We start from the raw sequence: 24,549 nt of genomic DNA, 5'->3' as shown, positions 1-24,549 counted from the left end.
GTTGATGTTATGTCATCTGACAAGACGCTTTCGCGAGCAGGCTCGCTCCCACAGGACATGAGCCGAACCCGGAACCTTGCGAGAACCCACATGAAAAACGACAACCTGCGCGCCGACCGTGACGACCTGGATGATTTCGTCCCGCGCGCTCCGGCCAAGCGTGAAAAGAGCCTGGTGCTGCAAGTCGCCACCGGGGTATTCCTCGGTGGCCTGGCCCTGTGGCTGGTGCAACTGGCGGCGACAGCGGTCTATGCCAAGCTGATGCTCGGCACGATTACTTTCGGCAGTTAAGCCAGTTCAGCCGAGCGCTGGGTGGCGGCATCGTCGTAAATCACATACAGCGATTCCGCGACCTGGCTTTTGATGGCCTTGCTGCTTTCGAGACCGAGGACGAAACCTTCGGCCTTGCCGCCGGCGCGGTTCAATTCTTCGGCGGTACTGGCGCCGGTGATTGCATCGAAGAGTTTTTCGGCGTGCGGGCCGATCCCTTTGGGCAGGCTGATCTGTGCGGTGCTCATGCGAGCACCTCGGTGTTGCGAGTGATTTGAATCATGGCGCGTACCTTTGCGGCGAATGGCCGGTAGCGCGTGTGACCACTTCCGGGCTGCCATGGTAGACCTCTGAAGTCTTTCTGGTAACCGTCAATCGCTGACAAAATGCCGTCCGTCCCGCTGAATCGCATAAATCGCCAGGCGACGCTTGACTTCTCTTTTTGAATCAGTAACATACGCACCAATTCCGCAATAGCTCAGTTGGTAGAGCAAGTGACTGTTAATCACTGGGTCCCTGGTTCGAGTCCAGGTTGTGGAGCCAAATAGCAAAGCCCCTGAATCGCAAGGTTCAGGGGCTTTTTTGTGGGCGCATTAAAAATACCAAAAGGCCGATCTGTTTGGGCATATCGGCCTTTCCTGTTTCAGACGCAGCGGTCAGACATGTTCGCTGCTTTTCACCTGCACCTTTGGCGCGCCGTGGCCATGATCATGGTCATCCGGCTCGATCACCGGCACTTCCTTGCCATCGCAATCATGCAGCTTGCCGTCACTGAAGTAATCGCCTTCACGCAGCGCGGCGAGATCGCGATAACGCAGCGTGCGCTCTTCGGCTGCGGCGAACACCGACTGTTGATCCGAGTTGCCGGTCGTGAAGTGGTTGAAGGCCAGATTGAGCAGGATCGCCATGATTGCCGATGAACTGATGCCCGAATGGAAAATCGTCGCGAACCAGCTCGGGAAGTGATCGTAGAAGTTCGGCGCTGCGATCGGGATCATGCCGAAACCGATCGAAGTGGCGACGATGATCAGGTTGACGTTGTTGCGGTAGTCCACCTTCGACAACGTGCGAATGCCACTCGCCGCCACGGTGCCGAACAGCACGATCCCTGCGCCGCCGAGGACAGAAGTCGGCACGGCGGCAATCACCCGGCCCATGAACGGCAGCAGGCCGAGCACCACCAGGAACAGGCCGCCGGTGGCGACCACGAATCGGCTCTTGATCCCGGTCACCGCCACCAGGCCGACGTTTTGCGCGAAAGCACTTTGCGTAAACGAACCGAAGATCGGCGCAAACATGCTCGACAGCATGTCGGCGCGCAGGCCGTTGCCCAAGCGTTTGGAATCTACCTTGGTGTCAATGATTTCGCCCACGGCAAGGATGTCCGCCGAGGTTTCCACCAGCGTCACCATGACCACAATGCACATCGACAGGATCGCGGCGAAATGGAAGGTCGGCATGCCGAAGTGGAACGGTGTCGGGAAGCCGAACATGGGACCGGTGGTGACACTGGAGAAATCCGCCATGCCGAGGAACACCGCCAGCACCGTGCCGATGACCATGGCCAGCAGAATCGACAGCCGAGAAATGGTCGCGCTGCCAACCTTGCTCAACAGCAACACCAGCACCAGCGTCACCGCTGCCAGACCGATGTTCTGCATGCTGCCGAAGTCCGGCGCGTGGCTGTTGCCACCCATTGCCCAGCGTGCGGCCACTGGCATCAGCGTCAGGCCGATAGTGGTGATCACAATGCCGGTTACCAGCGGCGGAAAGAACTTGGTGATGCGCGAAAACACTGGCGTGATCAGCAAGCCGATCAACGAGGCGGCAATCACCGCGCCCAGCACCGATTGGAAACCGCCCTCCCCGCCACTGCTGACGATCGCGACCATGGTCGCCACACCAGAGAACGATACGCCCTGGACCAGCGGCAGCTGACAGCCAAAAAACGGCAGACCCAGGGTTTGCAGCAACGTCGCCAGCCCCCCCGCAAACAATGAAGCAGCAATCAACAGACCAATGTCCGCCGGCGACAGACCGGCCGCCTGGCCAATGATCAGTGGCACCGCAACGATACCGCCGTACATGGTCAGAACATGTTGCAGGCCGTAAGCCATATTCGCGCCGACCCCGAGGTTTTCGTCCTCGGGCCGTTGGTGTGAAACATGGGGCGTTTTCATGGTGGGGGGTTCCCTGGTTTTTGTTATGCGCACACTGTATTCAATACTCAGGACAAATGTCCATAGAGTTGTATACAACTTGTCAGTCACATAATGGTTAGGTAGCCATCCAACCTTCTAGTCTGCGCTTCTTGCCCCAACAAATTCGGCAACACATCCCCGCTGCGCTCGCGCCAGTGCCCACCAGGCTGAAGTGTTCACGGCGACCGACGGTGCAGTCGCGCTCTTTCAGCGGCAATCGGGGAGATCCGTCGCGTATTGGAGCCTGATGTAAAGCCTTAGATGGAGGCTGGCGCGATTACCCGAGCCAGCGCTTGCCGCACACGCGGTGAATCAGGCACTTGAAGATCAAACTCACGCCGCAGCAATTTCATCAGCTCGTCGACATCCGCCACCTCGCGCCGCTCACTGTCCGCGCCCATGTGATGAATGGCAAAACTGCCGTTGTTCAGGGTTTTGCGCCAGCCAGCGCCGGTGCGCGCCAGCATCAGGCGCTGGGCAAAAGGTGACTCGGGATGCGTCGAGACGTACCAGTTGCCGACGGTGTAATCGATGTCTTCCTGGCGCTGCAGATCAAACAGGTACATCGGCCGCCACTCGCCTGCGACCTGGGCGCGCAGCAGGTAGCCATCGGCGTGCTTGTCGATGCGGTAAAGCTCATGCGGAGTCGGTTGTTCACCTTCGCTGTCGAGCAGCAGCGGTGCGGTCGGCACCATGCCGCCAAAGCCGACGTCGGCGATGTAGCGAGTGCCGTCGATGGTGACCAGGCTCAAACGATGGGTTCGCGCCGTCCAGCTGCCTTCCGGTTGATTCATCACGACGCGCCCGCTGATCGCCCGCGCGTCGAAGCCCAATTCAAGCAGCAGCGCATAAAACAAATGGTTGAGTTCGTAGCAGTAGCCGCCCCGCCCTTGCTGCAGCACCTTGCTTTCGATGGAGTCCAGGTCGATCGACACCGGTTCACCCATGATCGTAGCCAGATTTTCGAAAACAAATTCGGCGGTATGGCGCAGTTGCAACTGACGCAACGTATCCAGTGTCGGTGGCGGCGGCGCATCGAAACCCAAACGTTGCAGATACAGATTGGTATTGCTCAGCCGTAGCGCACTCATTGCTCGATCCTTATGCATGGGCCGCAGAACACTGCGTGGATATTGCCCTGTATACGGGATCAGGCACGGCTTCCGACAATTGATTTCGCCAATCGCCCGCTCAGCGCTTTTTCCGCGAAGCGATGCGAATCCATGTCGGTGCATGGTCGCTGGCGTGCGGTTCGTTGCGCACCCAGGCGTCGACGCCGGCATCGTGCAGATACGGGCTCAATGCCGGGTTGAGCAGCAGGTGGTCGATGCGCAGGCCGGAGTTGGTTTGCCAATGATTGCGGAAGTAATCCCAGAAGGTGTAGAGGCGTTCTTCGGGATACACGTGGCGCAGGGAATCGGTCCAGCCCTGATCCAGCAACCGCTGGTAGCACTCGCGGCTTTCAGGTTGCAACAAGGCGTCCTTGAGCCAGGATCGCGTGTTGTAGATGTCCATGTCGGTGGGCACGACATTGAAGTCACCGGCGAGCACCACCGGGTGATCGCTGCTTTGCAGGTCTTTGGCGTAATTGATCAGACGCTCGAACCAGGCCAGTTTGTAATCGAATTTCGGCCCCGGCTGCGGGTTGCCGTTGGGCAGATACAGGCAACCGACCAGCACACCGTGCACCGCCGCTTCGATATAGCGGCTGTGCGTGTCATCGGGATCGCCGGGCAAACCGCGTCGACTCTCCAGCGGCTGCGCATCACGCGCCAGAATCGCCACGCCATTCCATGACGCCTGGCCCTGCCAGATCGCGCCGTAACCGACGGCCTCCAGTTCGGCGGCGGGAAATGCGCTGTCCACCGACTTGAGCTCTTGCAGGCAGACGATGTCCGGTTGGTCGCGCTTGAGCCATTCCAGCAGATTCGGCAGCCGCGCGCGCATGCCGTTGACGTTGAAGGTGGCGATCCGCAGGTTTTTCATCGTCTGCAACTCCTGCCCGGTGGGATTGCAAATTGTGACCCTGAGAACGCCGCGCAGGTTGCATCGAATGACAATGCGACAGCTCAGACGCGATTACGCAGCCATTGCAGGAAGCCTCTTTTCGGCGCGACCACGGGCGCTTCCTCGGTCAGCGACTGCGCCTTGTGCAGGCGGAAATCGAGCAACGCCTGCATCGCATCATGGATGTCATGGCGCGCGTCCAGGCACGGTTTCAGGTAGGACTTCTCGATGCGATACAGGGCGCAGAAAGTCTTCGCGGAAAAATCCGCCGGCAGCGCGGTGTCGGAGAGAATCCCGGCCTCGCCGATCACCTCGCCCGGCCCCATGCGCCCGGATTCCAGGGGGGCACCATGGCGCTTGAGCGTCACCGAAACCACGCCGGATTCAATGATGAACAAATGATCGCTGACCTCCCCGCCCGCCAGAATCGTTTCGCCGGCGCGGAAGGTTTGCAGGGTCATGTTCTGGCTGAAGGTGTCTTTTTCTTCCTCGCGTAGAGTCGAGAAGATCGGTGAGCTTTCCAGCAGCGCCCGTGGCCGCGACAACTGCGGTGCGACGCTGGTCTCGTTGCTCGACAGCAGATTGACCCCGGACGCCTGCAAATGCCGGTAAGCAAGGTCGAACAACTGATTGCGCACCACGCGCTTCTCGCCCATCGAGGCGACAAATCCACTGATTTCGTATTCCGCGCCGCCGCTGGCAGAACTCTTCAACGACACGCTCGGCGCCGGTGTGTCGAGCAATTGCCGGCAGCCTTGCATCGCTCGCTCCAGCGCCTCGATTACCGAACTGGGCCGGGCATGTGGGCTGACAGGCACGCTGACGGAAACGCCGAACATATTGCTCGGTCGGCTGAAGTTGATGATTTTGGCTTTCGCCGCCAGCGAGTTGGGAATCACGGCCATGCTGCCCTGGCTGGTTTGCAGACGCGTGGCGCGCCAGTCGATGTCGGTGACGCGGCCCTCGGTGCCGTCGATGGAGATCCAGTCATCGAGTTGATAGGGCTTGGTGGTGTTGAGGACGATGCCGGAGAACACGTCGCTCAACGTGCTCTGCAAGGCCAGGCCGACGATGATCGCCAACGCGCCGGACGTCGCCAGCACGCCTTTGACCGGCAGATCGAGCACGTACGCCAGCGCCGCAATGATCGCGATGAGGAAAATCACCGCGCCGAGCAAGTCCTGCAACAGCCGGCCGGTATGGCCGACCCGTTGCATCATCACCGCGCCGATCAACACCGTCAGGGTGCGCGCACCAAACAGCCACCAGCCGATCTGCAACCCGGTCGCCGCCAGATGCAGCGGCACGTTGTCGGCCCACGGCGCCGGTTCCATCGGGTTGAGACCTTCGTTGAACAGCACCATGCTGAACAGGGCGAAAATCAGCACCCGCACCAGCAGCTTCCATTCGCTGCCGCGAGAGCTGATCAGCCGCCACAGGCCAAGATCGAGCAGGATCAGGATCAACGCGCTAAACAACGGGTGTTCGGTCAGCAGAGACAGCATCAAACAACTCCGACAAAGGCCAATCGCGAGAAGATCGCACAGATTGGCACAGTGTAGGAGCAATTGATTTCGGTGGATGAACCGCCGCTTGAAAACACTGCGAAACCCTGTAGGAGCTGACGAAGGCTGCGATCTTGAAGATGTGGGACGCGGAGCGTCCCCGGCTGCATTCCCACGCAGAGCGTGGGAACGATCAGACGCTGAAAAACCTGTGGGAGCGAGCCTGCTCGCGAAGGCGTCCTGTCAGTCACTACCTCTTCGACTGAATCAGAGCATTCGCGAGCAGGCTCGCTCCCACAGGGAAGTTTCAGTTGCCAGTAAAGCTCGGGGTCAGGCGTGCATCTGGCCAAAGCGCCCGGACTGGAAGTCGGCGAAGGCCTGATGAATTTCCTGCTCGGTGTTCATCACAAACGGGCCATGGCCGACGATCGGTTCGTCGATCGGCTCGCCGCTGAGCAGCAATACCACCGCGTCTTCGCTGGCCTGGAGAGTGAGTCGATCACCGTCGCGTTCGAACAGCGCCAACTGCCCGACCCCTACCGATTCCGTACCGTTGACCTGCACCGAACCTTTCAGCACCACCAGTGCGGTATTGCGTCCTTCGTGCAGATCAAGCGTCAGCAACTTGCCGGCATTGAGGCGCAGATCCCAGACGTCGATCGGCGTGAAGGTGCGCGAAGGTCCGGTGTGCCCGTCGAATTCACCGGCGATCAGTCGCAGGCTGCCGGCGTTGTCCTTGAGCGCGATGCTGGGAATGTCGCGGTCGAGAATGGTCTGGTAACCCGGCGCGGCCATTTTGTCCTTGGCCGGCAGGTTGACCCACAGCTGGACCATTTCCAGCTTGCCGCCGGTTCTGGCGAAATTCTCCGAATGAAACTCTTCATGGAGGATGCCGGACGCTGCGGTCATCCACTGCACATCACCCGGGCCGATGGTGCCGCCGCTGCCGGTGGAGTCGCGGTGTTGCACTTCGCCGTCGTAAACGATGGTCACGGTTTCGAAACCACGGTGCGGGTGCTGGCCGACGCCACGCTGTTCGGTGGTCGGGGTGAATTCGGCGGGACCGGCGTGATCGAGCAGCAAAAACGGGCTGATGTGCTTGCCCAGGTTGTCGTAAGAGAAAAGTGTGCGCACCGGGAAACCATCGCCGACCCAATGGCCGCGCGGGCTGGTGTAAATGCCGATGATGTTTTTCATGGGGTCTCCAATGTGTAAATGCATTGGATTAAGCCTAAAGGCATATCGAATATTCGACTAGACGGTGAAAACCGGCTTGAGTGTTCCATGTGCAGAACAATTGGGTCAGCAGCGCGCATTTCGCGAGCAGGCTCGCTCCCACAGCAGACTGCATTGGTTCAGAGGCACCGTGCGAGGCCGTGCATGGCTTCGCGCAACCTGTCGATGGCACGGTTGATAACTGCGTTTTCACTGCCTCGGCAAGCCGTTTCCAGCTCAACACACGCCGCAACAACCCGCGCAGCGCCGACCATTTGCGCGCCGCCCCTGATGCGATGGGCCAGCTCACGCAGGCCGTTGCGGTCGCCGACGTGGATATGATGCAGAGCCTGGAGATCATCACGCAGGCTGTTGCCGACTTCGTTGCGCAAATGCTCGATCAACGAGTGATCGGTCCCGGCCATCTGCTCCAGGGCACTCAGGTCAATCTCGACCGACTCGGCGCCAGGCGGTTCATCTTCGTGAAGCTCGCAACGGCGGGCGCCGTTCATGGCTTCAGCCAGATCGTGCAAGCGAATCGGTTTGAACAGGCAGCCGTCCATACCGGCATCCAGACAACGCAGGCGCTCTTCGATTTGCGCGTTGGCCGTAAAACCGAGGATCAGACAGGGCCTGCGGCCGCTGGCGGCTTCTTCGTTGCGAATCGCCTGTGCCAGTTCATAGCCATTGCGTCGCGGCATGTTGCAGTCGGTGATCACCACATCGAAGGCCTGGGTTCGCCAGCGGTCCAGCCCCTGTTCTCCGTCGCCCACGTCTACCGTGCGATGCCCCAATTCACTCAGTTGCCAGCACATCAGCAAGCGATTGACCGGGTGATCGTCCACCACCAACACGCTTAATACACACGTCGCGGCTGCCGCCTCGGGCGTTGCCAGTGTGGTCGTCACCGACGTCAGCAGCGGCAACTGGATATTGATTTTTACTCGCGTGCCTTGCCCGAGATCACTATCGAGACCCAGCGTGCCGCCCATCATTTCGCAGAGGTTACGGCTGATCACCAGCCCCAGGCCGGAACCGCTGCGCGCCGCTTGGAGGCTATTGCTCGCTTGAACGAACGGGCTGAACAGGCGCTTTTGATCCTCGGCACTTATACCGATGCCGCTGTCCTCGATAAGCACCTGCACATTCACTTGCTCGTCCGATATCGCAACGATCTGCAGACGCAGGCTGACCTCGCCTGCCTCGGTGAATTTGATCGCATTGCTCAACAGGTTGGACAGCACCTGTTTGAAGCGCGTCGGATCGATCAGCACATCCACGTCGGCGCGCGGATCAAGCTCGATGCGCCACAACAAGCGTTTCTGCCGCGCCAGCCCTTCGAACACTCGACATACCGACGACACCGTCTCCCGCAGGTTGGCCCGCTCGGGCGCGAGGGACAAGTGCCCCGATTCGATACGAGCGATATCGAGAATGTCGCCAATCAACGCCAATAATTGCTGGCCGGCATTCGACGCCACCTGAATGGCGAGTCGATCGGTCACGCCCTCCTCTGCGCGCTTGAGGGCCAGTTCGAGCATGCCGATCAGGGCGTTCATCGGCGTGCGGATCTCGTGGCTCATGGTCGCCAGAAAAGTACTCTTTGCCCTACTGGCTTCGTCCGCCGCGTCCTTGGCCTGTTGCAGTTGCAGCAACCATTGCTGACGCTGGTGGATCTGCCGGCGCTGCCAGCCAATCCACAGCAGTGCCAACAGAAGCAAGGCAGCTGCGCTGGCGAAACCCAGCAGAATCTCCTGACGGTGGCGCAGCCAGTAGCTGTTCTCGACCACTACATCGTGGCTCCAGCGCTCGACCAGTTCATCCATTTGCTGCGGCGCAATGCTCAGTAACGCCTTGTTCAGGATCGAGTGCAGCAATGCCGATTGCGGCGCCGTGGCCAATGCGATGCGCGCCGGCTGATCGCCAACGGTGCCGGTAATTCGCAGGCGATCGCGGTACTGCCGGGCAATCAGAAAACGCGCCACCAGCAACGAGCTCACCGTTACGTCGACCTGTCCTCGGGCAATCAGCGCCATGCCTTCGGCGGGGCTTTTGACTTCGACCAGACGTAGTCCGGGCACGCGTTGCAGCAGGTATTCGCGCAACGGGTGGCCGCGATAGATGGCCAGGCGTTTGCCCGCCAGGTCGTCGAGTGGCAATGGATGTTGGCCGTTCGCCGCACTGACCAGCACGAACGGATTGTTCAGATAGGCGCGGGTGAATTGCAGCTGCGCTTCCCGCTCGGTGCTCGGCGTCACTACCGGCAGGACATCAAGTTCACCCGCCTGGAGCTGCTCGAACTGATCGTTCAACGAGGTGCCACGCACGATCTCGAAATTCAGCCCGCTGCGCTGGGCGATGAGGCTCAACAACTGCGCTGCCAGGCCGTTGAAGCGTCCCTCGGCATCGAAAAACGCCAACGGCGCGAAGTCTTCGACCGCGCCCACTCGCACCACCGGGTGCTGATCAAGCCACTGCTGTTCAGCGGCGCCGAGCTGTACCCGCGACTGCTCGGCCATCTCGGCAAGGCCGACACTCCAGCGCTGTTCGATCAGATGCCGACGCTCCATGGGTACCGCCAGCAAGGCCTTGTCGACGATGCGTTTGAGCACCACATCGCTGCGCAATAACGCAAAGGCGAACGGATTGGCATCAAGCCCCGACGGCCCGGCCAATTGCAGGTCGTTGCGATAGTTGGTGTTGATCAGATAATTGGCGCTGATGAAGTCGCCCAGGTACACGTCGTCGGCACCGAAGGCGACCGCGCCGAGTGCATCCATGGCCGAAGCATAAAGCTGCACGTGGGCGCCGGGGTAGAACGCCTGAACATGGGCCAGTGGCAGGTAATCCTCGACCATGGCGATGCGTTTGGCCGTCAGGTCGGCGGTCAGCTTCTCGTCGTGACGCGTGACCAGCATAGGCTGATCTTCAGCATACGGCCGCGACAGAACAAAGGCCGGATCCGCCGCTTCGAAACTGTTCGAGGTGCCCAAAAGATCAACGTCGGCGCGCTTGAGTGCGGCCATCAGTGCCGGCCGATCGGCGAAACGCCGCACTTCGATCCTGATGCCGAGCAGTTGCGCCAGCAGATCGGCGTAATCGGCGGTCAGCCCTTCCAGCTCATGCTGTTGGCGGGTGATTTCGAAGGGCGGGTAATCCGGGCCGGAGATGCCCATGCGCAAGACTGGATGCTCACGCAGCCACTGGCGCTCCCGATCATCGAGGCGGACCTGGATACCCCCAGGTTCGAGGCGGGCCAGCACCTCCAGTGTCTGCGGCTGATCATTCGCCCAGACCAAGGTGGCAAGCCCCAGCCAAATCCCTAAAACCCGCAGTCCCTGCGTCATGTCGAGGTACTCAGATCAAGTGATTGCGCTTGGCGAACTCACGCAGAAGCACCAGCGAACCCAGGCCAAGTTTCGCCATCATGCGGGTCTTGTAGGTGCTGACGGTCTTGTGACTCAGGTGCATCTCCTGGGCGATGGCTTTGTTTGGTTTGCCCAACGCCAGGTTCACGAAAATGCATAACTCTCGATCGGACAGCTGAGCGATCAGCTCCTGTTCAGTGCGTTGCACCGCGTTGTACAGACCGCTGGTATTGGGCAACGCGGAGAAATAGGTGTGGCCGGACATCAGTGCCTTGATAGCGTCGTGCAGCAGCGTCAGATGGTTGCTCTTGGTCACGTAACCCCGCGCGCCCGCGCGCAAACAGCGCTCCTGGTAATGCGTGGGCTCATGCATGCTGAACACCAGGATCCGGCAGCGTGCCGTCGGCGCTTTGATCTGGATTCGCGTCAGCACTTCCAGCCCGTCCATGGACCCCAAGCCGAGATCGAGCACGACCAGGTGTGGATCATGCGCGCAAATCAACGGCACGACTTCATTGCCATTGGACGCTTCATGAATCTGCGTGAAGCCTTGAGCCTGCAGGACAATGCGAATGGCCGCGCGCACGACTGGGTGATCATCGACGATCAGCGCTGACTTCATTGGTACTCCTGCAAAATCGAAGACACCGCAACAGTCTGTCCCGGAGTCGGTGGCCGCGCCGGCACTGTTACATGGATGAGCAAGAGAATCACCTGTCAGGTCTGACAGTTGTGCAGAGTGGTTTTTTATGCATTGGCATGGCGCAACGACGCGTGAGAGTCGGGCGGTGCCTGGCGTTCGTCGCAAGCTTCGACTCTCGCCATCACCTGCCCGATGAGCTGTGAATTGGGCAATGGCGTCGGGCTGATCTGCGCGTTTTCCTGAGCAAACCCCGCAACCGCCAGCAAGGGCGCCGACGGTTCGTTGTAGATCAGAGCGTAGCGAACCTGTGGGTGATCGAGCAGAAAGCCCGACAGATCGAGGGAGCCTGCCGCCAGCTCGGCATTGATCACCAATACATCGAACGGCTCGCAGCCGTAGTCGACCAGCGTCAACAGTTCGCCGAGATTCTGCACCGGGGCGACGCGGTAGTAGCCGAGCGAGTTGAACAGGCGCTCGATTTTCATGCGATGAAAATGCTGCGGGTCGGCGATCAGGATGCGCAACGCTTTGTTGCTCATGGTCATTCTCCCGGTGAGGTTTGGGGAGGGCAAGACTACGCAAGCGTCGGGGATAGCTCTGTAGGACTTTTCCTAAAAATCCGCTCATTCATCCGGCGGCCCCGACGCACCAATATCCCCTGTGGGAGCGAGCCTGCTCGCGAAGGGGCTATACCAGTCAGAGACGTATTGACTGACACGGCGCCTTCGCGAGCAGGCTCGCTCCCACAGGGGAGAGCATTCCATGGCTGCTATTGCCAGCCGAATCGACGGATGTAGAAGCCTTTCACCGCTTGGGTCAAAGCCATGTACGCGAGCAGAATCATTGGCAGAAACACGAAGTACAGCGACGGCAATGCCTGCAATTTGAAGTAATGCGCCAGCGGCCCCATTGGCAGGAAGATGCCGACCGCCATGATGACCCCGGTCATCACCATCAGCGGCATGGCTGCACGGCTTTGCAGGAACGGAATCTTCGGCGTGCGGATCATGTGCACGATCAGCGTCTGGGTCAGCAACCCGACCACGAACCAGCCGGACTGGAACAGTGTCTGGTGATCCGGGGTATTGGCGTCGAACACGTACCACATCAAGGCGAATGTCGTGATGTCGAAGATCGAACTGATCGGGCCGAAGAACAGCATGAAACGCCCGACGTCAGCCGGCTGCCAGCGCTGCGGCTGTTTCAGCATCTCTTCGTCGACGTTATCGAACGGAATGGCAATCTGCGAAATGTCGTACAGCAGGTTTTGCACCAGCAGGTGCATCGGCAGCATCGGCAGGAACGGGATGAACGCGCTGGCGACCAGCACCGAGAACACATTGCCGAAGTTGGAGCTGGCAGTCATCTTGATGTACTTGAGCATGTTGGCGAAGGTACGCCGCCCTTCGAGCACGCCCTCCTCCAGCACCATCAGGCTTTTTTCCAACAGGATGATGTCCGCCGCCTCCTTGGCGATGTCCACCGCGCTGTCCACGGAAATGCCGATGTCGGCGCTGCGCAGCGCCGGCGCGTCGTTGATGCCATCGCCCATGAATCCCACCACATGGCCGTTGCCCTTGAGCACACGGACGATGCGCTCTTTGTGCGACGGCGTGAGTCTGGCGAAGACGTTGGTCGTCTCGACCGCTACCGCAAGCTCAGCATCGCTCATGCTCTCAATGTCATTGCCCAGCAGCAAACCCTGTTGGCCGAGGCCGACCTCGCGGCAGATCTTTGCTGTGACCAGCTCGTTGTCACCGGTCAACACCTTCACCGCCACGCCGTGCTCGGCCAAGGCCTTGAGCGCTGGCGCGGTGCTTTCCTTCGGCGGATCGAGGAACGCCACGTAACCGATCAGCGTCAGTTCCTGCTCATCGGCCAGGCTGTAAATCTCGCGACCGTCAGGCATCGAGCGAGCCGCGACCGCCACCACGCGCAGACCTTCAGCGTTGAAGGCGCCGGTGACCTGGCGAATCCGCGCCAGCAATTCATCGCTCAATGCCTCATCAACTTCGCCGTGACGCACCCGGCTGCACACCGCCAGCACTTCTTCCACCGCGCCTTTGCAGATCAATTGGTGGGGCTGACCGCGGCCCTCCACGACCACCGACATGCGCCGGCGATTGAAATCGAACGGGATTTCATCGACCTTGCGAAATGCACTGCCGACTTTCAATTCGCGATGGATTTCGACGTGTTCCAGCACCGCCACATCCAGCAGGTTTTTCAGGCCGGTCTGGTAGTAGCTGTTGAGGTAGGCCAGTTCCAGCACATGGTCAGAATCCTCACCCCAGACGTCGACATTACGCGCGAGAAAGATCTTGTCCTGAGTCAGGGTGCCGGTCTTGTCGGTGCACAGCACGTCCATGGCGCCGAAGTTCTGGATCGCGTCGAGGCGTTTGACGATGACTTTTTTGCGCGACAGAAATACGGCGCCTTTGGCCAGGGTCGAAGTGACGATCATCGGCAACATTTCCGGGGTCAGGCCGACGGCAATCGACAGCGCGAACAGCAGCGCTTCGGTCCAGTCGCCCTTGGTGAAACCGTTGATGAACAGTACCAGTGGCGCCATGACGAACATGAAGCGGATCAGCAGCCAGCTGACCTTGTTGACGCCCTGCTGGAACGAGGTCACCGCGCGGTCCGTCGCGCCGACCCGTTGCGCCAGCGCACCGAAATAGGTGCTGTTGCCGGTGGTGAGAATCAGCGCAATCGCGCTGCCGGAAACAACGTTGGTGCCCATGAACAGAATGTTGTCCAGCTCCAGCGGGTTACGCGTGTCGCGATCGGTCTGCCGGGTGAATTTCTCCACCGGCATCGATTCACCGGTCATCGCTGCCTGGCTGACGAACAGGTCCTTGGCGCTGAGCACGCGGCAATCGGCGGGAATCATGTCGCCGGCCGAGAGCACGATCAGATCGCCGGGTACCAGTTGCTTGATCGGCAGCTCCCGGCGTGGGCCATCGCGGCGCAGCACCGTGGCGGTGTTGCTGACCATGGCTTTGAGCGCATCGGCGGCCTGATTGGATTTGCTCTCTTGCCAGAAGCGCAGCAGCGTCGACAGCACCACCATGGAGAAAATCACCACGGCCGCCTTGAGGTCTTCGGTCAGCCAGGAGATCACCGCGAGCAAGGTCAGCAGCAGGTTGAACGGATTTTTGTAGCAGTGCCACAGATGGGTCCACCACGGCAGTGGCTGCTCGTGTTCGACTTCGTTGAGGCCGTGTTGCGCACGCAGTGCATCGGCTTCGACCTCGGTGAGCCCCTCGCCGTGCGTGCCCAACGACGACAGCAACGCGGCGCTGTCGGCATGGGCGGCAGCAACCAGCGTACTGGCCAGCGTCGGCGGCACTTCACGGCTGACCCTGGTGTCGTTGATCGAATCCAGTAACGCGAGGCTACGGAAGTGCCGGGCGATGTGACGGCTGCGCAGAAAGCCTGCGAAAAATTCCTTGAGCGTGAGTTTCATGGCTGTGTCCCCTGTGGTCAGCCGGGAAACCGTCGAGCAGGTACCGCCGCGCCCTAGCACCGGGACAACCGGCGCGGCAAGGCTTGGCGCGCCCGTCGGGAATGACAGGCGTGTCGATAGGCGGCGCTGACGACTGAGGTCGCCATCACGCTTGGTTCAGCGTCGTTGAGAAGGACGTCGAGACACGATCCGGAACGGGTCGTGCACGGGATGCCGCTGCTCGCTGTTACGGCGAGACAACGGCAGGGAAAGGCTGCGCGTTATCTTGCCGAGAATCTGCCGGTGATCGAGACCGGCCGACAACTGTCACTCGAACAAGTACCCACTGTGGGTCTCCGCAATTGATGAAAACGCGCGCAGCTTACGCCCGCAGCTAAACCGCTGGAAGAGGTGTTTGCCGGGAATGTGGGGGGTGTTCAGGAAGGGTTCAGATTCAGGATCTGTGGGGCTTTCCATGGCCCCTTCGCGAGCAGGCTCGCTCCCACATTCTGGCCTGCATTCACAGAACCATTGTGGGAGCGAGCCTGCTCGCGAAAGCGGTGTGACAGGCGCCGCATACTTCAGCTGGCAGTCGCCAACAACAGCTCCGCCACCGAGCGACTGTGCCCGCGCTGCTTGCCATGCTCGTACAACGAGCCAGCGATTTCATCGGCGCGAATCGGCAGCACCGACAGCAGCGTATCGCTCAGGCCATGGCTGGCCTGGCAGAAGCCCTGCATATATATGCCGGCCTTGCAGCGCTCGTCGGTGATCAGTTTGTAGTTGCGATCCACTTCGAATTCGCCGAGGTATTCCTCCAGCGGCGCGAGCAATTTGCGGTGCATCTGGCGCTCGTAACCGGTGGCCAGCACCACGGCGTCATAGATTCGCACCGTGACTTCCCCGGTGGCGTTGTTGCGCACGGCCAGTTCGATGCCGTTTGCCGTCGCAGTGGCGCTCTCGACAGTGGTCAGGGTGCGGAAGGCATGGCGGGCAATCCCGGAAACCTTCTGCCGGTAGAAGATGCCGTAGATGCGTTCGATCAGGTCGATGTCGACCACCGAATAGTTGGTGTTGTGGTACTCGTTGACCAGACGCTCGCGCTCGACGCTGTTCTGCTGGAACACCAGATCAGTGAATTCCGGCGAGAACACTTCGTTGACGAACGGGCTGTCGTCCGCAGGCTTCAAGGCCGAGCCGCGCAGGATCATGTCGACCTGCACCGACGGGAATGAATCGTTCAGATCGATAAAGGCTTCCGCCGCGCTCTGCCCGCCGCCGATGATGGCGATACTCATCGGTTGATTGTTCACGCACGGCTGTCTGGCCATTTGCGACAGGTATTGCGAATGGTGGAACACCCGATGATCGCCCTTCAGCGCCTTGAACGCCTCCGGAATGCGCGGTGTGCCGCCAGCGCTGACCACCACCGAACGTGTGGTACGCACGAATTGCTGGCCGTCGCTGCCCCGGGAAATCACCCGCAACGCTTCAACCTGCTGGTTGTGCAACACCGGTTCGATGAACTGCACTTCTTCACCGTAACGGCTCTGCTCGGTGAACTGCCCGGCCACCCAGCGCAGGTAGTCGTTGTACTCCATGCGGCATGGATAAAAGGTGCCGAGGTTGATGAAGTCGACCAGACGCCCGTGGTGCTTGAGGTAATTGACGAACGAGTACGGGCTGGTCGGATTGCGCAGGGTCACCAGGTCCTTGAGGAAGGAAATCTGCAACTCGCTCTGCGTCGACAAGGTGTTGCCGTGCCAGCTGTAAGTGGCCTGCTTGTCGAGGAACAGCACATCCAGTTCGCCCTGGATCCGACCGCGCTCTTGCAGGGCGATGGCCAGTGCCAGGTTCGAAGGGCCGAAACCGACGCCGATCAGGTCGTGAACGATGGGCGATGCAATTGCCTGTGTCATTTCCAGTGTCCTCTGGATGAACCCCTCAACGCGGGGAAATAAAGCCTGGGTGGCCTGACCGGCCTGAATCAGGTCAGCAGGTCGTCTGTTGAGTAGGAACGAGGACGATGAAAGGAAATTTAACCGGCGCGGATCACTGGCCATCCCATTGCTGGATGCGCAGGCGGCAATGTTTCATGGCGTTGACGATGTGTTTTTCCACCAGCGCCCGGGAGATGCCGAGGGTCTGGGCGATTTCCGGATGGGACATTCCTTCGATCTTGCGCAGCAGAAAACTGTCGCGGCACAGCGGCGGCAGCTCGGCCAGTGCGCGCTGGAGCATTTCCAGACGCTGGCCGTGATCGAGGGTGCCGTGGGGGGACGGGGTGAAATAGCGCTCTTCGTTGTCGAGCACGTCCAGCGATTCGACCTGACGCAGCGCGTTGCGACGGTGATCGTCAATAACCAGGTTCAACGCGGTGCGATAAAGGAAGGCCCGTGGTTGTTCGATCGGCACCTCGCTGGAGCGCTCCAGCACGCGTACATAGGCGTCATGCACCACATCCTCGGCGACCTGACGGTTGCCCAGTCTGGCGTTGAGGAAACACACCAGCTCACGATAGTAGTTTTCCAACATGACTCCCGACCGCATCGATGCCGTTTCTGTCCTTGAGCGCACTGATCAGACCTGCGGATCACGCAGTAGCAAGATAGTGGCAACTTGAGGTGCGTAATTTATAGTAATTCTCATATAGATTTAAAGAGTTGATTCCATATCCCGGACAAATAGTCGTCGCCCGGCTACGGTAACTCGATGTGTCTGCGGCTAAATTCCGTCGCCCATGCCTCGTTTACAGGACAGCCCCTGTGTCTGTCGTGCCTTGCGACGGGCCGCAACCACTGGCCGGAACCCTGCATGAATCGTCCCCGCCCCGCCCGTCGCGCGCTGTTTGCCGCCCTCTGTCTGATTCCCGTGATCGCCGTTGCTGCCTGGCAGGTTTTGCCACCCGGTCGCGACGCCGTTGCCACTGTGCAGGTCAGCCGGGGCGATATCGAAAACAGCGTGACGGCGCTCGGCACCTTGCAGCCGCGCCGCTATGTGGATGTCGGGGCGCAGGCTTCGGGGCAGATTCAGAAGATTCACGTCGAGGCTGGCGATACGGTCAAGGAAGGCCAGTTGCTGGTGGAAATCGACCCGTCGACACAGAAAGCCAAGCTGGATGCCGGGCGCTTTTCCATCGAAAACCTCAAGGCGCAGTTGCAGGAGCAACGCGCCCAGCACGATCTGGCGCAGCAGAAATACCAGCGCCAGCAGAAACTCACCGCCGGTGGCGCCACCCGCGAGGAAGACGTGCAGACCGCCCGCGCCGAGGTTCGCGCAACCCAGGCGCGCATCGACATGTTCCAGGCGCAGATCCGCCAGGCCCAGGCCAGCCTGCGCAGCGACGAAGCGGAGCTCGGTTACACGCGCATCTACGCGCCGATGAGCGGCACCGTGGTCGCCATCGGTGCGCGCGAAGGCCAGACACTCAACGCGCAGCAACAGACCCCGCTGATCCTGCGCATCGCCCGACTGTCGCCGATGACGGTATGGGCCGAAGTTTCGGAGGCCGACATTGGCCACGTCAAACCGGGCATGACCGCTTACTTCACCACCCTCAGCGGTGGCACTCGGCGCTGGAGCAGCACGGTGCGGCAGATCCTGCCGGTGCCACCACGTCCGCTTGAACAGAATCAGGGCGGCAGCCCTACCAGTGGTCGCAGCGGCAGCGAACGCGTGGTTCTTTATACCGTGCTGCTCGACGTCGACAACGCCGATCACAGCCTGATGACCGACATGACCGCCCAGGTGTTCTTCGTCGCCGAACAGGCGCAAGACACCCTGACCGTGCCGACTGCTGCCCTGCAATCGGGCTCGCGTCCGCAGTGGCAGCGGGCGCAGATCGTCGCTGCCAACGGTGATATTCAAACGCGGGAAGTGCGCACCGGCATCAACGATCGCCTGCGCACCCAGGTGCTGGAAGGTCTGGCCGAGGGCGAGCATGTTCTCAGCGCGCCGGCCGCTGGTCATGGAGGCTGAATGCACACGCCTCTGATCGACCTGCGGCAGATCCGCAAAGCCTACGGCGGTGATGACAGCCCCCGGGTGGAAGTGCTGCGCGGGATCGATCTGTCGATCCACGCCGGCGAATTCGTTGCGATTGTCGGCGCCTCCGGTTCAGGCAAATCGACGCTGATGAACCTCCTCGGCTGCCTCGACCGACCGACCAGCGGCGAATACCGCTTCGCCGGGGAAAACGTCGCTCATCTGGACAGTGATGAACTGGCCTGGCTGCGCCGCGAAGCGTTCGGGTTTGTCTTTCAGGGCTATCACCTGATCCCGTCCGGCTCGGCGCAGGAAAACGTCGAGATGCCAGCGATGTATGCCGGCACCCCGGCCGCCGAGCGCCATGCCCGAGCTCACGCGCTGCTGGAACGTCTCGGTCTCGGCACTCGCACCGGCAACCGTCCGCATCAGCTTTCCGGCGGTCAGCAACAGCGGGTGTCGATTGCCCGTGCGCTGATGAACGGCGGCCACATCATCCTCGCCGACGAGCCGACCGGCGCCCTCGACAGCCACAGCGGCGCTGAAGTGATGACCCTGCTCGACGAACTCGCCGATCAGGGCCATGTGGTGATCCTTATCACCCACGACCGCGAAGTGGCGCAACGGGCCAAACGCATCATCGAAATCCGCGACGGCCTGATCATCAGCGACAGCGCCGAGCACGCGTGCGCGCCGCCTGCGGCCAATCCGGGCGCGTTGCAAGCGGTCGACCTGCGCCAGCGCCTGAGCAGCGGCAGCAACCAGACCGGCGCCTGGAAAGGTGAACTGGTGGACGCTGTACAAGCGGCCTGGCGAGTGATGTGGATCAACCGCTTTCGCACCGCGCTGACCCTGCTGGGCATCGTCATTGGCGTGGCCTCGGTGGTGGTCATGCTCGCCGTCGGCGAAGGCAGCAAGCGTCAGGTCATGGCGCAAATGGGCGCGTTCGGCTCCAACATCATTTACCTCAGCGGCTCGGCGCCGAACCCGCGTACGCCGGAGGGCATCATCACCCTCGACGACGTCGCCGAACTCTCCGCCCTGCCCGAGGTGGAACGGATCATGCCGGTCAACGGCTCGACCGCCGGGGTGCGCTTTGGCAACGCCGACCACAGCAGCTACGTCGGCGGCAATGACACCAACTTTCCGCAGATTTTCAACTGGCCGGTGATTCAGGGCAGCTACTTCACCCAAGCCGACGAGGACAGCGCCGCCGCCGTCGCGGTGATCGGCACCAAGGTCCGCGACAAGTTGCTCAAGGATGTCGCCGACCCCATCGGCCAATACATCCTCATCGAAAACGTGCCGTTCCAGATCCTCGGCGTGCTTGCGGAAAAAGGCGCCAGCTCCGGCGACTCCGATAGCGACAACCGCATCGCCGTGCCCTATTCGGCGGCGAGCACGCGCCTGTTCGGCAGCCGCAATCCGCAATACGTGGTGATCGCGGCCAAGGATGCGCGCAAGGTCAAGGACGCCGAACAGGCCATCGAACAGGCGATGTTGCGTCGGCACCACGGCAAGAAGGATTTCGAGCTGACCAACAATGCCGCGATGATCCAGGCCGAAGCGCGCACGCAAGGCACGCTGTCGCTGATGCTGGGGGCGATTGCAGCAATTTCTCTGCTGGTCGGCGGCATTGGCGTGATGAACATCATGCTCATGACCGTGCGCGAACGTACCCGCGAGATCGGTATTCGCATGGCCACCGGCGCCCGTCAGCGCGACATCCTCCGTCAGTTTCTCACCGAAGCGCTGATGCTCTCGGTGGTCGGCGGAATCGCCGGAATCGGCTTGGCGCTGCTGGTCGGCGGCGTGTTGTTGCTCAGTGGTGTGGCGATCGCCTTTCAAGCGCTGGCAGTGATCGGCGCGTTTGCCTGTGCGCTGGTCACCGGTGTCATCTTCGGCTTCATGCCGGCCCGCAAAGCTGCCCGGCTTGACCCGGTCACGGCCCTTACCAGTGAATGATCGACCTATGAAAGTGCGACTGACCTTCCTCGCCGCCAGCCTGTTGCTGGCAGCCTGCAGCAGCCCGGCGCCGCGCCTGGACAGCGGCGTGCAACCACCGAGCGCGTGGCAGTCCGCCGACAGCCACGGCGCGCTGCAGAGCAATCGACAATGGTGGACGCAATTCGGCAGCCCCGAGCTGGCGCGACTGGTCGAACAGGCGCGGCTGGGCAGCTACGACCTCGCCGCCGCCGTTGCGCGGGTCAGACAGGCCGAGGCCAGCGCAACCATCGCCGGCGCCCCGCTGCTGCCCGAGCTCAAGGCAGGGCTGAATGCCAACCGGCAGAAACTGATCCACGGCAAGGGCTACAGCCAATTGGATGTCAGTCCCGAGAATCGCTCGCTGGATTATTACGACGCCGAGCTCAGCGCCAGTTACGAAATCGATTTCTGGGGCGGCAAGCGTGCCGCGCGCGACAGTGCCGTGTTCGGTGTGCAGGCCAGCGAGTTTGACCGCGCCACCGTCGAACTGACCTTGCTCAGCGGCGTCGCCAACAGTTACACCCAAACCCTGGCCTTGCGTGAGCAGGCGCGGATCGCCGAACTCAATCTCGCTAATGCGCAAAACGTGCTGCATCTGGTGCAGACCCGTTTCGACGCCGGCAGCGCCACTGCGCTGGAACTGGCCCAGCAGAAAAGCCTGGTGGCTGAACAACAGCGTCGCCTGCCGCTGGTGCAACAACAGGCCCGCGAAGCACTGATCAGCCTCGCCGCCCTGCTCGGCCAACCGGTGCAAGCGTTGCCGTTGCCCGAGCAATCCTTCGCCCAATTGCACTGGCCGGACATCGCCAGCGGCGTGCCGAGCGACTTGCTCAGCCGCCGCCCGGACATTGCCAGCGCCGAGGCCAGACTGGCGGCGGCGCAGGCTGATGTCACCGTCGCCCGCGCCGCGATGCTGCCGAAAATCACCCTGACCGCCAGCCTCGGCAGCGGCGCCGACCTTGCCGCCGACCTGCTGCGCACGACGTTCTACAACCTGTCCTCGGGGCTGACCGCGCCGATCTTCAACAACGGCCGCCTCAGCGCCGAACGCGACAAGGCCAAGGCCCGACAGGATGAACTGCTGGAGACCTATCGCGGGGCAATCATCAACGGCTTCGCCGACGTCGAAAAAGCCCTCAGCAGCATTCGCGGCCTCGACGAACAGCGGCAATGGCAAAGCGAAGAACTGAACCAGGCACAGACCGCTTTCGACATCGCCCAGAGCCGCTACCAGGCCGGCGCCGAAGACCTGCTCACCGTCCTGCAAACCCAGCGCACGCTATATGCGGCGCAGGACATGAACGTGCAACTGCGCCTGTCGCGGTTGCAGGCGAGCATTGCCTTGTACAAAGCGCTGGGGGGTGGTTGGGAAGTGATCTGAGGGCGATGCGTCGACTGAACTGACGCCTTCGCTGGCAAGCCAGCTCCCACAGGGATCAGGGTAAATCTGCTGTTCATTCGTATCTTTGAGATAGCTATCGCGAGCAGGCTCGCTCCCACAGAAAAGCAAAGCAGCGCAGCTGCCCGCGGCGAAGCCGCCCCACTCAACAATGAGCGTTAGCTCGAGTGCTTTTGATCTTGATCTACCGGCGACGTCGGAAGGCTGAGCGGAGGGATTGATCCGGGCGTGGGAGCGCAGCGACCGTCTGGCGCAGCCAGACACAGCGGAAGGAGGTGCAGCGAAGCAAACCGGAAACGCTGCGCCCGGATCGATCCCGCAGCGAAGGAACCCGAGCCTGCGAGGGCCGAACGCAGGAGCAAGCGTTTTTTTGCTTACTTTTTTTAGGCGTTTGTAAAAAAAGTGAGTCGCCGTAAGGGCGAAACCTTAGGTAGTCGTTACCGCAGCGATGGATATGTACTCACTCAAAATGCCCCCACCGCCCCAAAAAAAGCCTCCGCGAGCAAGCTCCCACAGGGGGGCATTCTGTCAGGCCAAAATCTACGCCACGATAAATACCCCCTGTAGGAGTGAGCCTGCTCGCGATCACGGTGGGTCATCCGGGATAACGGGTGACTGACACGACGCCATCGCGAGCAGGCTCACTCCCACAAGGGGATTGCGACCTATCCTGAGTATGTGTTGAACCAATCTAGAGCTGTCGGCCCTTGACCTTCAGGTGTCGCGCATACCAAGGGCGCTGTGGCACTTTGCGGAACAGCTCGGTCATGTTGTCTTCGTCGCCAAAAGTGATACGCAGCGCCAGCTTCATGATCTCCGGGTCCATCTCCACTGAGCGTCCGACTTGCAGGCCGGGCACGGTGCTGCAGCCGTGGGTGTCGGGGCCGAGCCAGGGGTCGGCGACTTCCACCCAGCGTCCCGGTGCAAACCACGGCACGCCGTTGACTTCCAAACGACTCACTTCGCCCGGGTGAAAACGTTCATGGGCGCGGAACCAGTCTTCCAGGCGGTCATCAATCCAGCCATGGAAACGCCAGAACACCGGGTTTACATGGGAGGAAAACGGGTCGCCGAGAAAGTCGTTTTCCGGCGCATACCAGCGCGCAGCGAAGTCTGCCTGATCCCGCGCCATAGGCACTGGAATGTCATTGGATGGATCGCGCGCCACTGAAGCCCAGCGCATGTGCAGCCAGTCGTGCAGGCCCAGTTCGACCTCGGAGCCGAACTGGCCAAGGGTCAATTTCGACAAATAACGCGGGTCACGGTACTGCGATTCCCAGACCAGGAAATTGCTCTGGAAAGTCTCCGCCGCTTTGATGTCGCTGACCCACTTGGTGTACTCGTCATCGCCCTCGGCCAGCCAGGTCGGCGGCAGGGAATTGCCGTCGTGATTGTCGAAATAGCGGGCGAAGCCCTGTCGGTCCCGCTCCAGCTCAGGCTGCGGCTGCGGGAACGCCGGCCACGATGGCAAATCCTGCATCGAGCGGGCGATGCCAAGCATGTGCCGGTGCATAAAGAAAAAATCCACGCCCGAGCCATTGCGATCCTTGCTCGGCCCACGGGCGTCGCGCTCCTTGTCACGCGGCCCGGGCTGCCAGCCGATGCCGCGCAGCGCTTCGCGTTTTTTCTCCGAGAGCTTGTGCCACTTGTCGCGGGTGGCGTGCCAGAGCTGGTGGAACAACCGATGCTCGGGCGCCACCAGCCAGGCCAACAGTTGCGGATTAAGCCCGGTGCGTTCACGGGCCTCGGGAAAACGCCGCTTGATAGCGATGAACTGATTGTCCAGCTCGGGCAACGCCAACGGCCGATCCAGGCGCAAGACCTGCCCGGTGAACGTGGCGCTGCCGGCATTGCCGAACGCCGCCCAGACCTCATCCAGTCTGACTTTGAATTCATACACCGGCGGTGCAAGTGGCGCATCGGTGCGCAGCAGGCGCCAATACATCTCGGCGCCGTTGCCCGGTGCCAGATCGCCAATCACTTGATAACGCACAGGCCCTTCGGCACGCAGATTCGCTCCGGTGTCGAGATAACCGCGCAGGCCGCGCCCACGATGAGCGATGTCGAGAAACAGTTCCAGACCTTGCGCCGGCAGACCATCAAGCCCGGCCGCCGCACCGGTAAAGCGAATGTCCCAGACCCCACGCAAATTGTCCGCCAGCTGTTGCCCGGCGGTGTCCGCCAGATCGACCGTGGCCTCGCCCGGGGTGATCGGAAACTCCTCGCGGGTCAATTCACGATGTGCATAAAAAGCGGCAGGCAGCGCGGCGCCCGTGAGTGCCATGCCCGCCATGAACCAGCGTCGAGAGATCGTCATTGCCCTACCTGTGTCAGCCATGAAGCAGGCTTTATCCAAGCTAGAACGTTTGCTCGGCGGGGAAATTTACGTTGCCGGCAAACATCACCCGCGCCGCTGCCGGGCATTTGTAACGCACACCTAAATTAGCCGTGCAGCCACTCGTTCTTCCCAGATAGCAAAGGCCCCTGCGCCTGCACCTCGACGGCGAACCTGAATGAGATGGC

General features: G+C 61.2%; 17 protein-coding genes and 1 tRNA gene. 5 read left to right on the top strand and 13 right to left on the bottom strand.

The window, feature by feature from the left end; translation table 11 throughout:
• Window positions 1-90 precede the first annotated feature (90 nt).
• Entirely contained in the window at window positions 91-291 is a 201-nt protein-coding gene (locus tag AB4N85_RS04585) for a hypothetical protein (protein ID WP_056784354.1), read from the top strand.
• On the opposite strand, the gene AB4N85_RS04580 is transcribed toward AB4N85_RS04585, so the two are convergent.
• Complete coding sequence (locus tag AB4N85_RS04580; protein WP_024012377.1) at window positions 288-518, bottom strand: hypothetical protein; 231 nt, start codon at window positions 516-518, stop codon at window positions 288-290. The two genes, AB4N85_RS04585 and AB4N85_RS04580, sit on opposite strands and share 4 nt — an antisense overlap.
• Before the next feature lie 219 nt (window positions 519-737).
• On the opposite strand from AB4N85_RS04580, the gene AB4N85_RS04575 reads away from it, so the two are divergent.
• Window positions 738-813: transfer RNA gene (locus tag AB4N85_RS04575), tRNA-Asn, on the top strand.
• A 113-nt stretch (window positions 814-926) separates the two neighbouring features.
• Here AB4N85_RS04575 and AB4N85_RS04570 read toward each other — a convergent pair.
• From AB4N85_RS04570 to AB4N85_RS04520, 11 genes are all read right to left on the bottom strand, one after another.
• Entirely contained in the window at window positions 927-2,450 is a 1,524-nt protein-coding gene (locus AB4N85_RS04570) for a nucleobase:cation symporter-2 family protein (protein WP_024012376.1), read from the bottom strand.
• Window positions 2,451-2,728: 278 nt separating this feature from the next.
• Window positions 2,729-3,562, bottom strand: coding sequence for an arylamine N-acetyltransferase family protein (locus AB4N85_RS04565; RefSeq protein ID WP_252869121.1), 834 nt, complete (start codon window positions 3,560-3,562; stop codon window positions 2,729-2,731).
• A 100-nt stretch (window positions 3,563-3,662) separates the two neighbouring features.
• Window positions 3,663-4,457, bottom strand: a complete 795-nt coding sequence (gene xth, locus AB4N85_RS04560) for an exodeoxyribonuclease III (RefSeq protein ID WP_252869120.1) — start codon at window positions 4,455-4,457, stop codon at window positions 3,663-3,665.
• An 83-nt stretch (window positions 4,458-4,540) separates the two neighbouring features.
• The gene (locus tag AB4N85_RS04555; RefSeq protein WP_252869119.1) at window positions 4,541-5,983 is read right to left on the bottom strand and encodes a mechanosensitive ion channel family protein; all 1,443 of its coding nucleotides are present in this window, start codon (window positions 5,981-5,983) and stop codon (window positions 4,541-4,543) included.
• 330 nt (window positions 5,984-6,313) lie between these two features.
• Window positions 6,314-7,180: a pirin family protein gene (locus AB4N85_RS04550; protein ID WP_252869118.1), complete on the bottom strand. Its 867-nt coding sequence runs from the start codon at window positions 7,178-7,180 to the stop codon at window positions 6,314-6,316.
• Between the two features lie 158 nt (window positions 7,181-7,338).
• The gene (locus AB4N85_RS04545; RefSeq protein ID WP_460067152.1) at window positions 7,339-10,545 is read right to left on the bottom strand and encodes a transporter substrate-binding domain-containing protein; all 3,207 of its coding nucleotides are present in this window, start codon (window positions 10,543-10,545) and stop codon (window positions 7,339-7,341) included.
• Window positions 10,546-10,555: 10 nt separating this feature from the next.
• Window positions 10,556-11,188, bottom strand: coding sequence for a response regulator transcription factor (locus AB4N85_RS04540; RefSeq protein ID WP_056784337.1), 633 nt, complete (start codon window positions 11,186-11,188; stop codon window positions 10,556-10,558).
• A 125-nt stretch (window positions 11,189-11,313) separates the two neighbouring features.
• Window positions 11,314-11,748 carry an ANTAR domain-containing protein gene (locus AB4N85_RS04535; protein ID WP_252869116.1) on the bottom strand — a complete coding sequence of 145 codons (435 nt, stop codon included), beginning with the start codon at window positions 11,746-11,748 and terminating at the stop codon, window positions 11,314-11,316.
• 230 nt (window positions 11,749-11,978) lie between these two features.
• Complete coding sequence (gene mgtA, locus AB4N85_RS04530) at window positions 11,979-14,678, bottom strand: magnesium-translocating P-type ATPase (RefSeq protein ID WP_252869115.1); 2,700 nt, start codon at window positions 14,676-14,678, stop codon at window positions 11,979-11,981.
• A gap of 560 nt (window positions 14,679-15,238) precedes the next feature.
• Window positions 15,239-16,576 carry a lysine N(6)-hydroxylase/L-ornithine N(5)-oxygenase family protein gene (locus tag AB4N85_RS04525; RefSeq protein WP_041478512.1) on the bottom strand — a complete coding sequence of 446 codons (1,338 nt, stop codon included), beginning with the start codon at window positions 16,574-16,576 and terminating at the stop codon, window positions 15,239-15,241.
• 133 nt (window positions 16,577-16,709) lie between these two features.
• A complete protein-coding gene (locus AB4N85_RS04520) occupies window positions 16,710-17,192 on the bottom strand; it encodes a sigma-70 family RNA polymerase sigma factor (RefSeq protein WP_016773904.1) in 483 nt (160 codons plus the stop codon).
• 279 nt (window positions 17,193-17,471) lie between these two features.
• Between AB4N85_RS04520 and AB4N85_RS04515 the strand changes: the two genes are divergently transcribed.
• The 3 genes from AB4N85_RS04515 to AB4N85_RS04505 are packed head-to-tail and all read left to right on the top strand — an operon-like array spanning window position 17,472 to window position 22,008.
• A complete protein-coding gene (locus AB4N85_RS04515) occupies window positions 17,472-18,635 on the top strand; it encodes an efflux RND transporter periplasmic adaptor subunit (RefSeq protein ID WP_252869114.1) in 1,164 nt (387 codons plus the stop codon).
• Window positions 18,636-20,606 (top strand): MacB family efflux pump subunit, encoded by a 1,971-nt coding sequence (locus AB4N85_RS04510; protein WP_460067148.1) that lies wholly within the window; start codon window positions 18,636-18,638, stop codon window positions 20,604-20,606.
• A 7-nt stretch (window positions 20,607-20,613) separates the two neighbouring features.
• Window positions 20,614-22,008: an efflux transporter outer membrane subunit gene (locus AB4N85_RS04505; RefSeq protein ID WP_252869112.1), complete on the top strand. Its 1,395-nt coding sequence runs from the start codon at window positions 20,614-20,616 to the stop codon at window positions 22,006-22,008.
• Between the two features lie 709 nt (window positions 22,009-22,717).
• Here the strand turns inward: AB4N85_RS04505 and pvdP are convergent.
• Window positions 22,718-24,343: a pyoverdine maturation tyrosinase PvdP gene (gene pvdP / locus AB4N85_RS04500; protein ID WP_252869111.1), complete on the bottom strand. Its 1,626-nt coding sequence runs from the start codon at window positions 24,341-24,343 to the stop codon at window positions 22,718-22,720.
• Window positions 24,344-24,549 lie beyond the last annotated feature (206 nt).

It is taken from the genome of Pseudomonas sp. H1_G08, assembly GCF_054681355.1.
This window is presented reverse-complemented; position numbering and strand designations above follow the sequence as displayed.

What these genes read in the sequence shown, in the direction of transcription:
- AB4N85_RS04535 (WP_252869116.1), bottom strand. Translation starts at nt 11,748, where the DNA reads ATGAGCAACAAAGCGTTGCGCATCCTGATCGCCGACCCGCAGCATTTT.
- AB4N85_RS04570 (WP_024012376.1), bottom strand. Translation starts at nt 2,450, where the DNA reads ATGAAAACGCCCCATGTTTCACACCAACGGCCCGAGGACGAAAACCTC.
- AB4N85_RS04585 (WP_056784354.1), top strand. Translation starts at nt 91, where the DNA reads ATGAAAAACGACAACCTGCGCGCCGACCGTGACGACCTGGATGATTTC.
- AB4N85_RS04550 (WP_252869118.1), bottom strand. Translation starts at nt 7,180, where the DNA reads ATGAAAAACATCATCGGCATTTACACCAGCCCGCGCGGCCATTGGGTC.
- AB4N85_RS04505 (WP_252869112.1), top strand. Translation starts at nt 20,614, where the DNA reads ATGAAAGTGCGACTGACCTTCCTCGCCGCCAGCCTGTTGCTGGCAGCC.
- AB4N85_RS04555 (WP_252869119.1), bottom strand. Translation starts at nt 5,983, where the DNA reads ATGCTGTCTCTGCTGACCGAACACCCGTTGTTTAGCGCGTTGATCCTG.
- AB4N85_RS04510 (WP_460067148.1), top strand. Translation starts at nt 18,636, where the DNA reads ATGCACACGCCTCTGATCGACCTGCGGCAGATCCGCAAAGCCTACGGC.
- AB4N85_RS04525 (WP_041478512.1), bottom strand. Translation starts at nt 16,576, where the DNA reads ATGACACAGGCAATTGCATCGCCCATCGTTCACGACCTGATCGGCGTC.
- xth (WP_252869120.1), bottom strand. Translation starts at nt 4,457, where the DNA reads ATGAAAAACCTGCGGATCGCCACCTTCAACGTCAACGGCATGCGCGCG.
- pvdP (WP_252869111.1), bottom strand. Translation starts at nt 24,343, where the DNA reads ATGACGATCTCTCGACGCTGGTTCATGGCGGGCATGGCACTCACGGGC.
- AB4N85_RS04580 (WP_024012377.1), bottom strand. Translation starts at nt 518, where the DNA reads ATGAGCACCGCACAGATCAGCCTGCCCAAAGGGATCGGCCCGCACGCC.
- AB4N85_RS04565 (WP_252869121.1), bottom strand. Translation starts at nt 3,562, where the DNA reads ATGAGTGCGCTACGGCTGAGCAATACCAATCTGTATCTGCAACGTTTG.
- AB4N85_RS04515 (WP_252869114.1), top strand. Translation starts at nt 17,472, where the DNA reads ATGAATCGTCCCCGCCCCGCCCGTCGCGCGCTGTTTGCCGCCCTCTGT.
- AB4N85_RS04540 (WP_056784337.1), bottom strand. Translation starts at nt 11,188, where the DNA reads ATGAAGTCAGCGCTGATCGTCGATGATCACCCAGTCGTGCGCGCGGCC.
- mgtA (WP_252869115.1), bottom strand. Translation starts at nt 14,678, where the DNA reads ATGAAACTCACGCTCAAGGAATTTTTCGCAGGCTTTCTGCGCAGCCGT.
- AB4N85_RS04545 (WP_460067152.1), bottom strand. Translation starts at nt 10,545, where the DNA reads ATGACGCAGGGACTGCGGGTTTTAGGGATTTGGCTGGGGCTTGCCACC.
- AB4N85_RS04520 (WP_016773904.1), bottom strand. Translation starts at nt 17,192, where the DNA reads ATGTTGGAAAACTACTATCGTGAGCTGGTGTGTTTCCTCAACGCCAGA.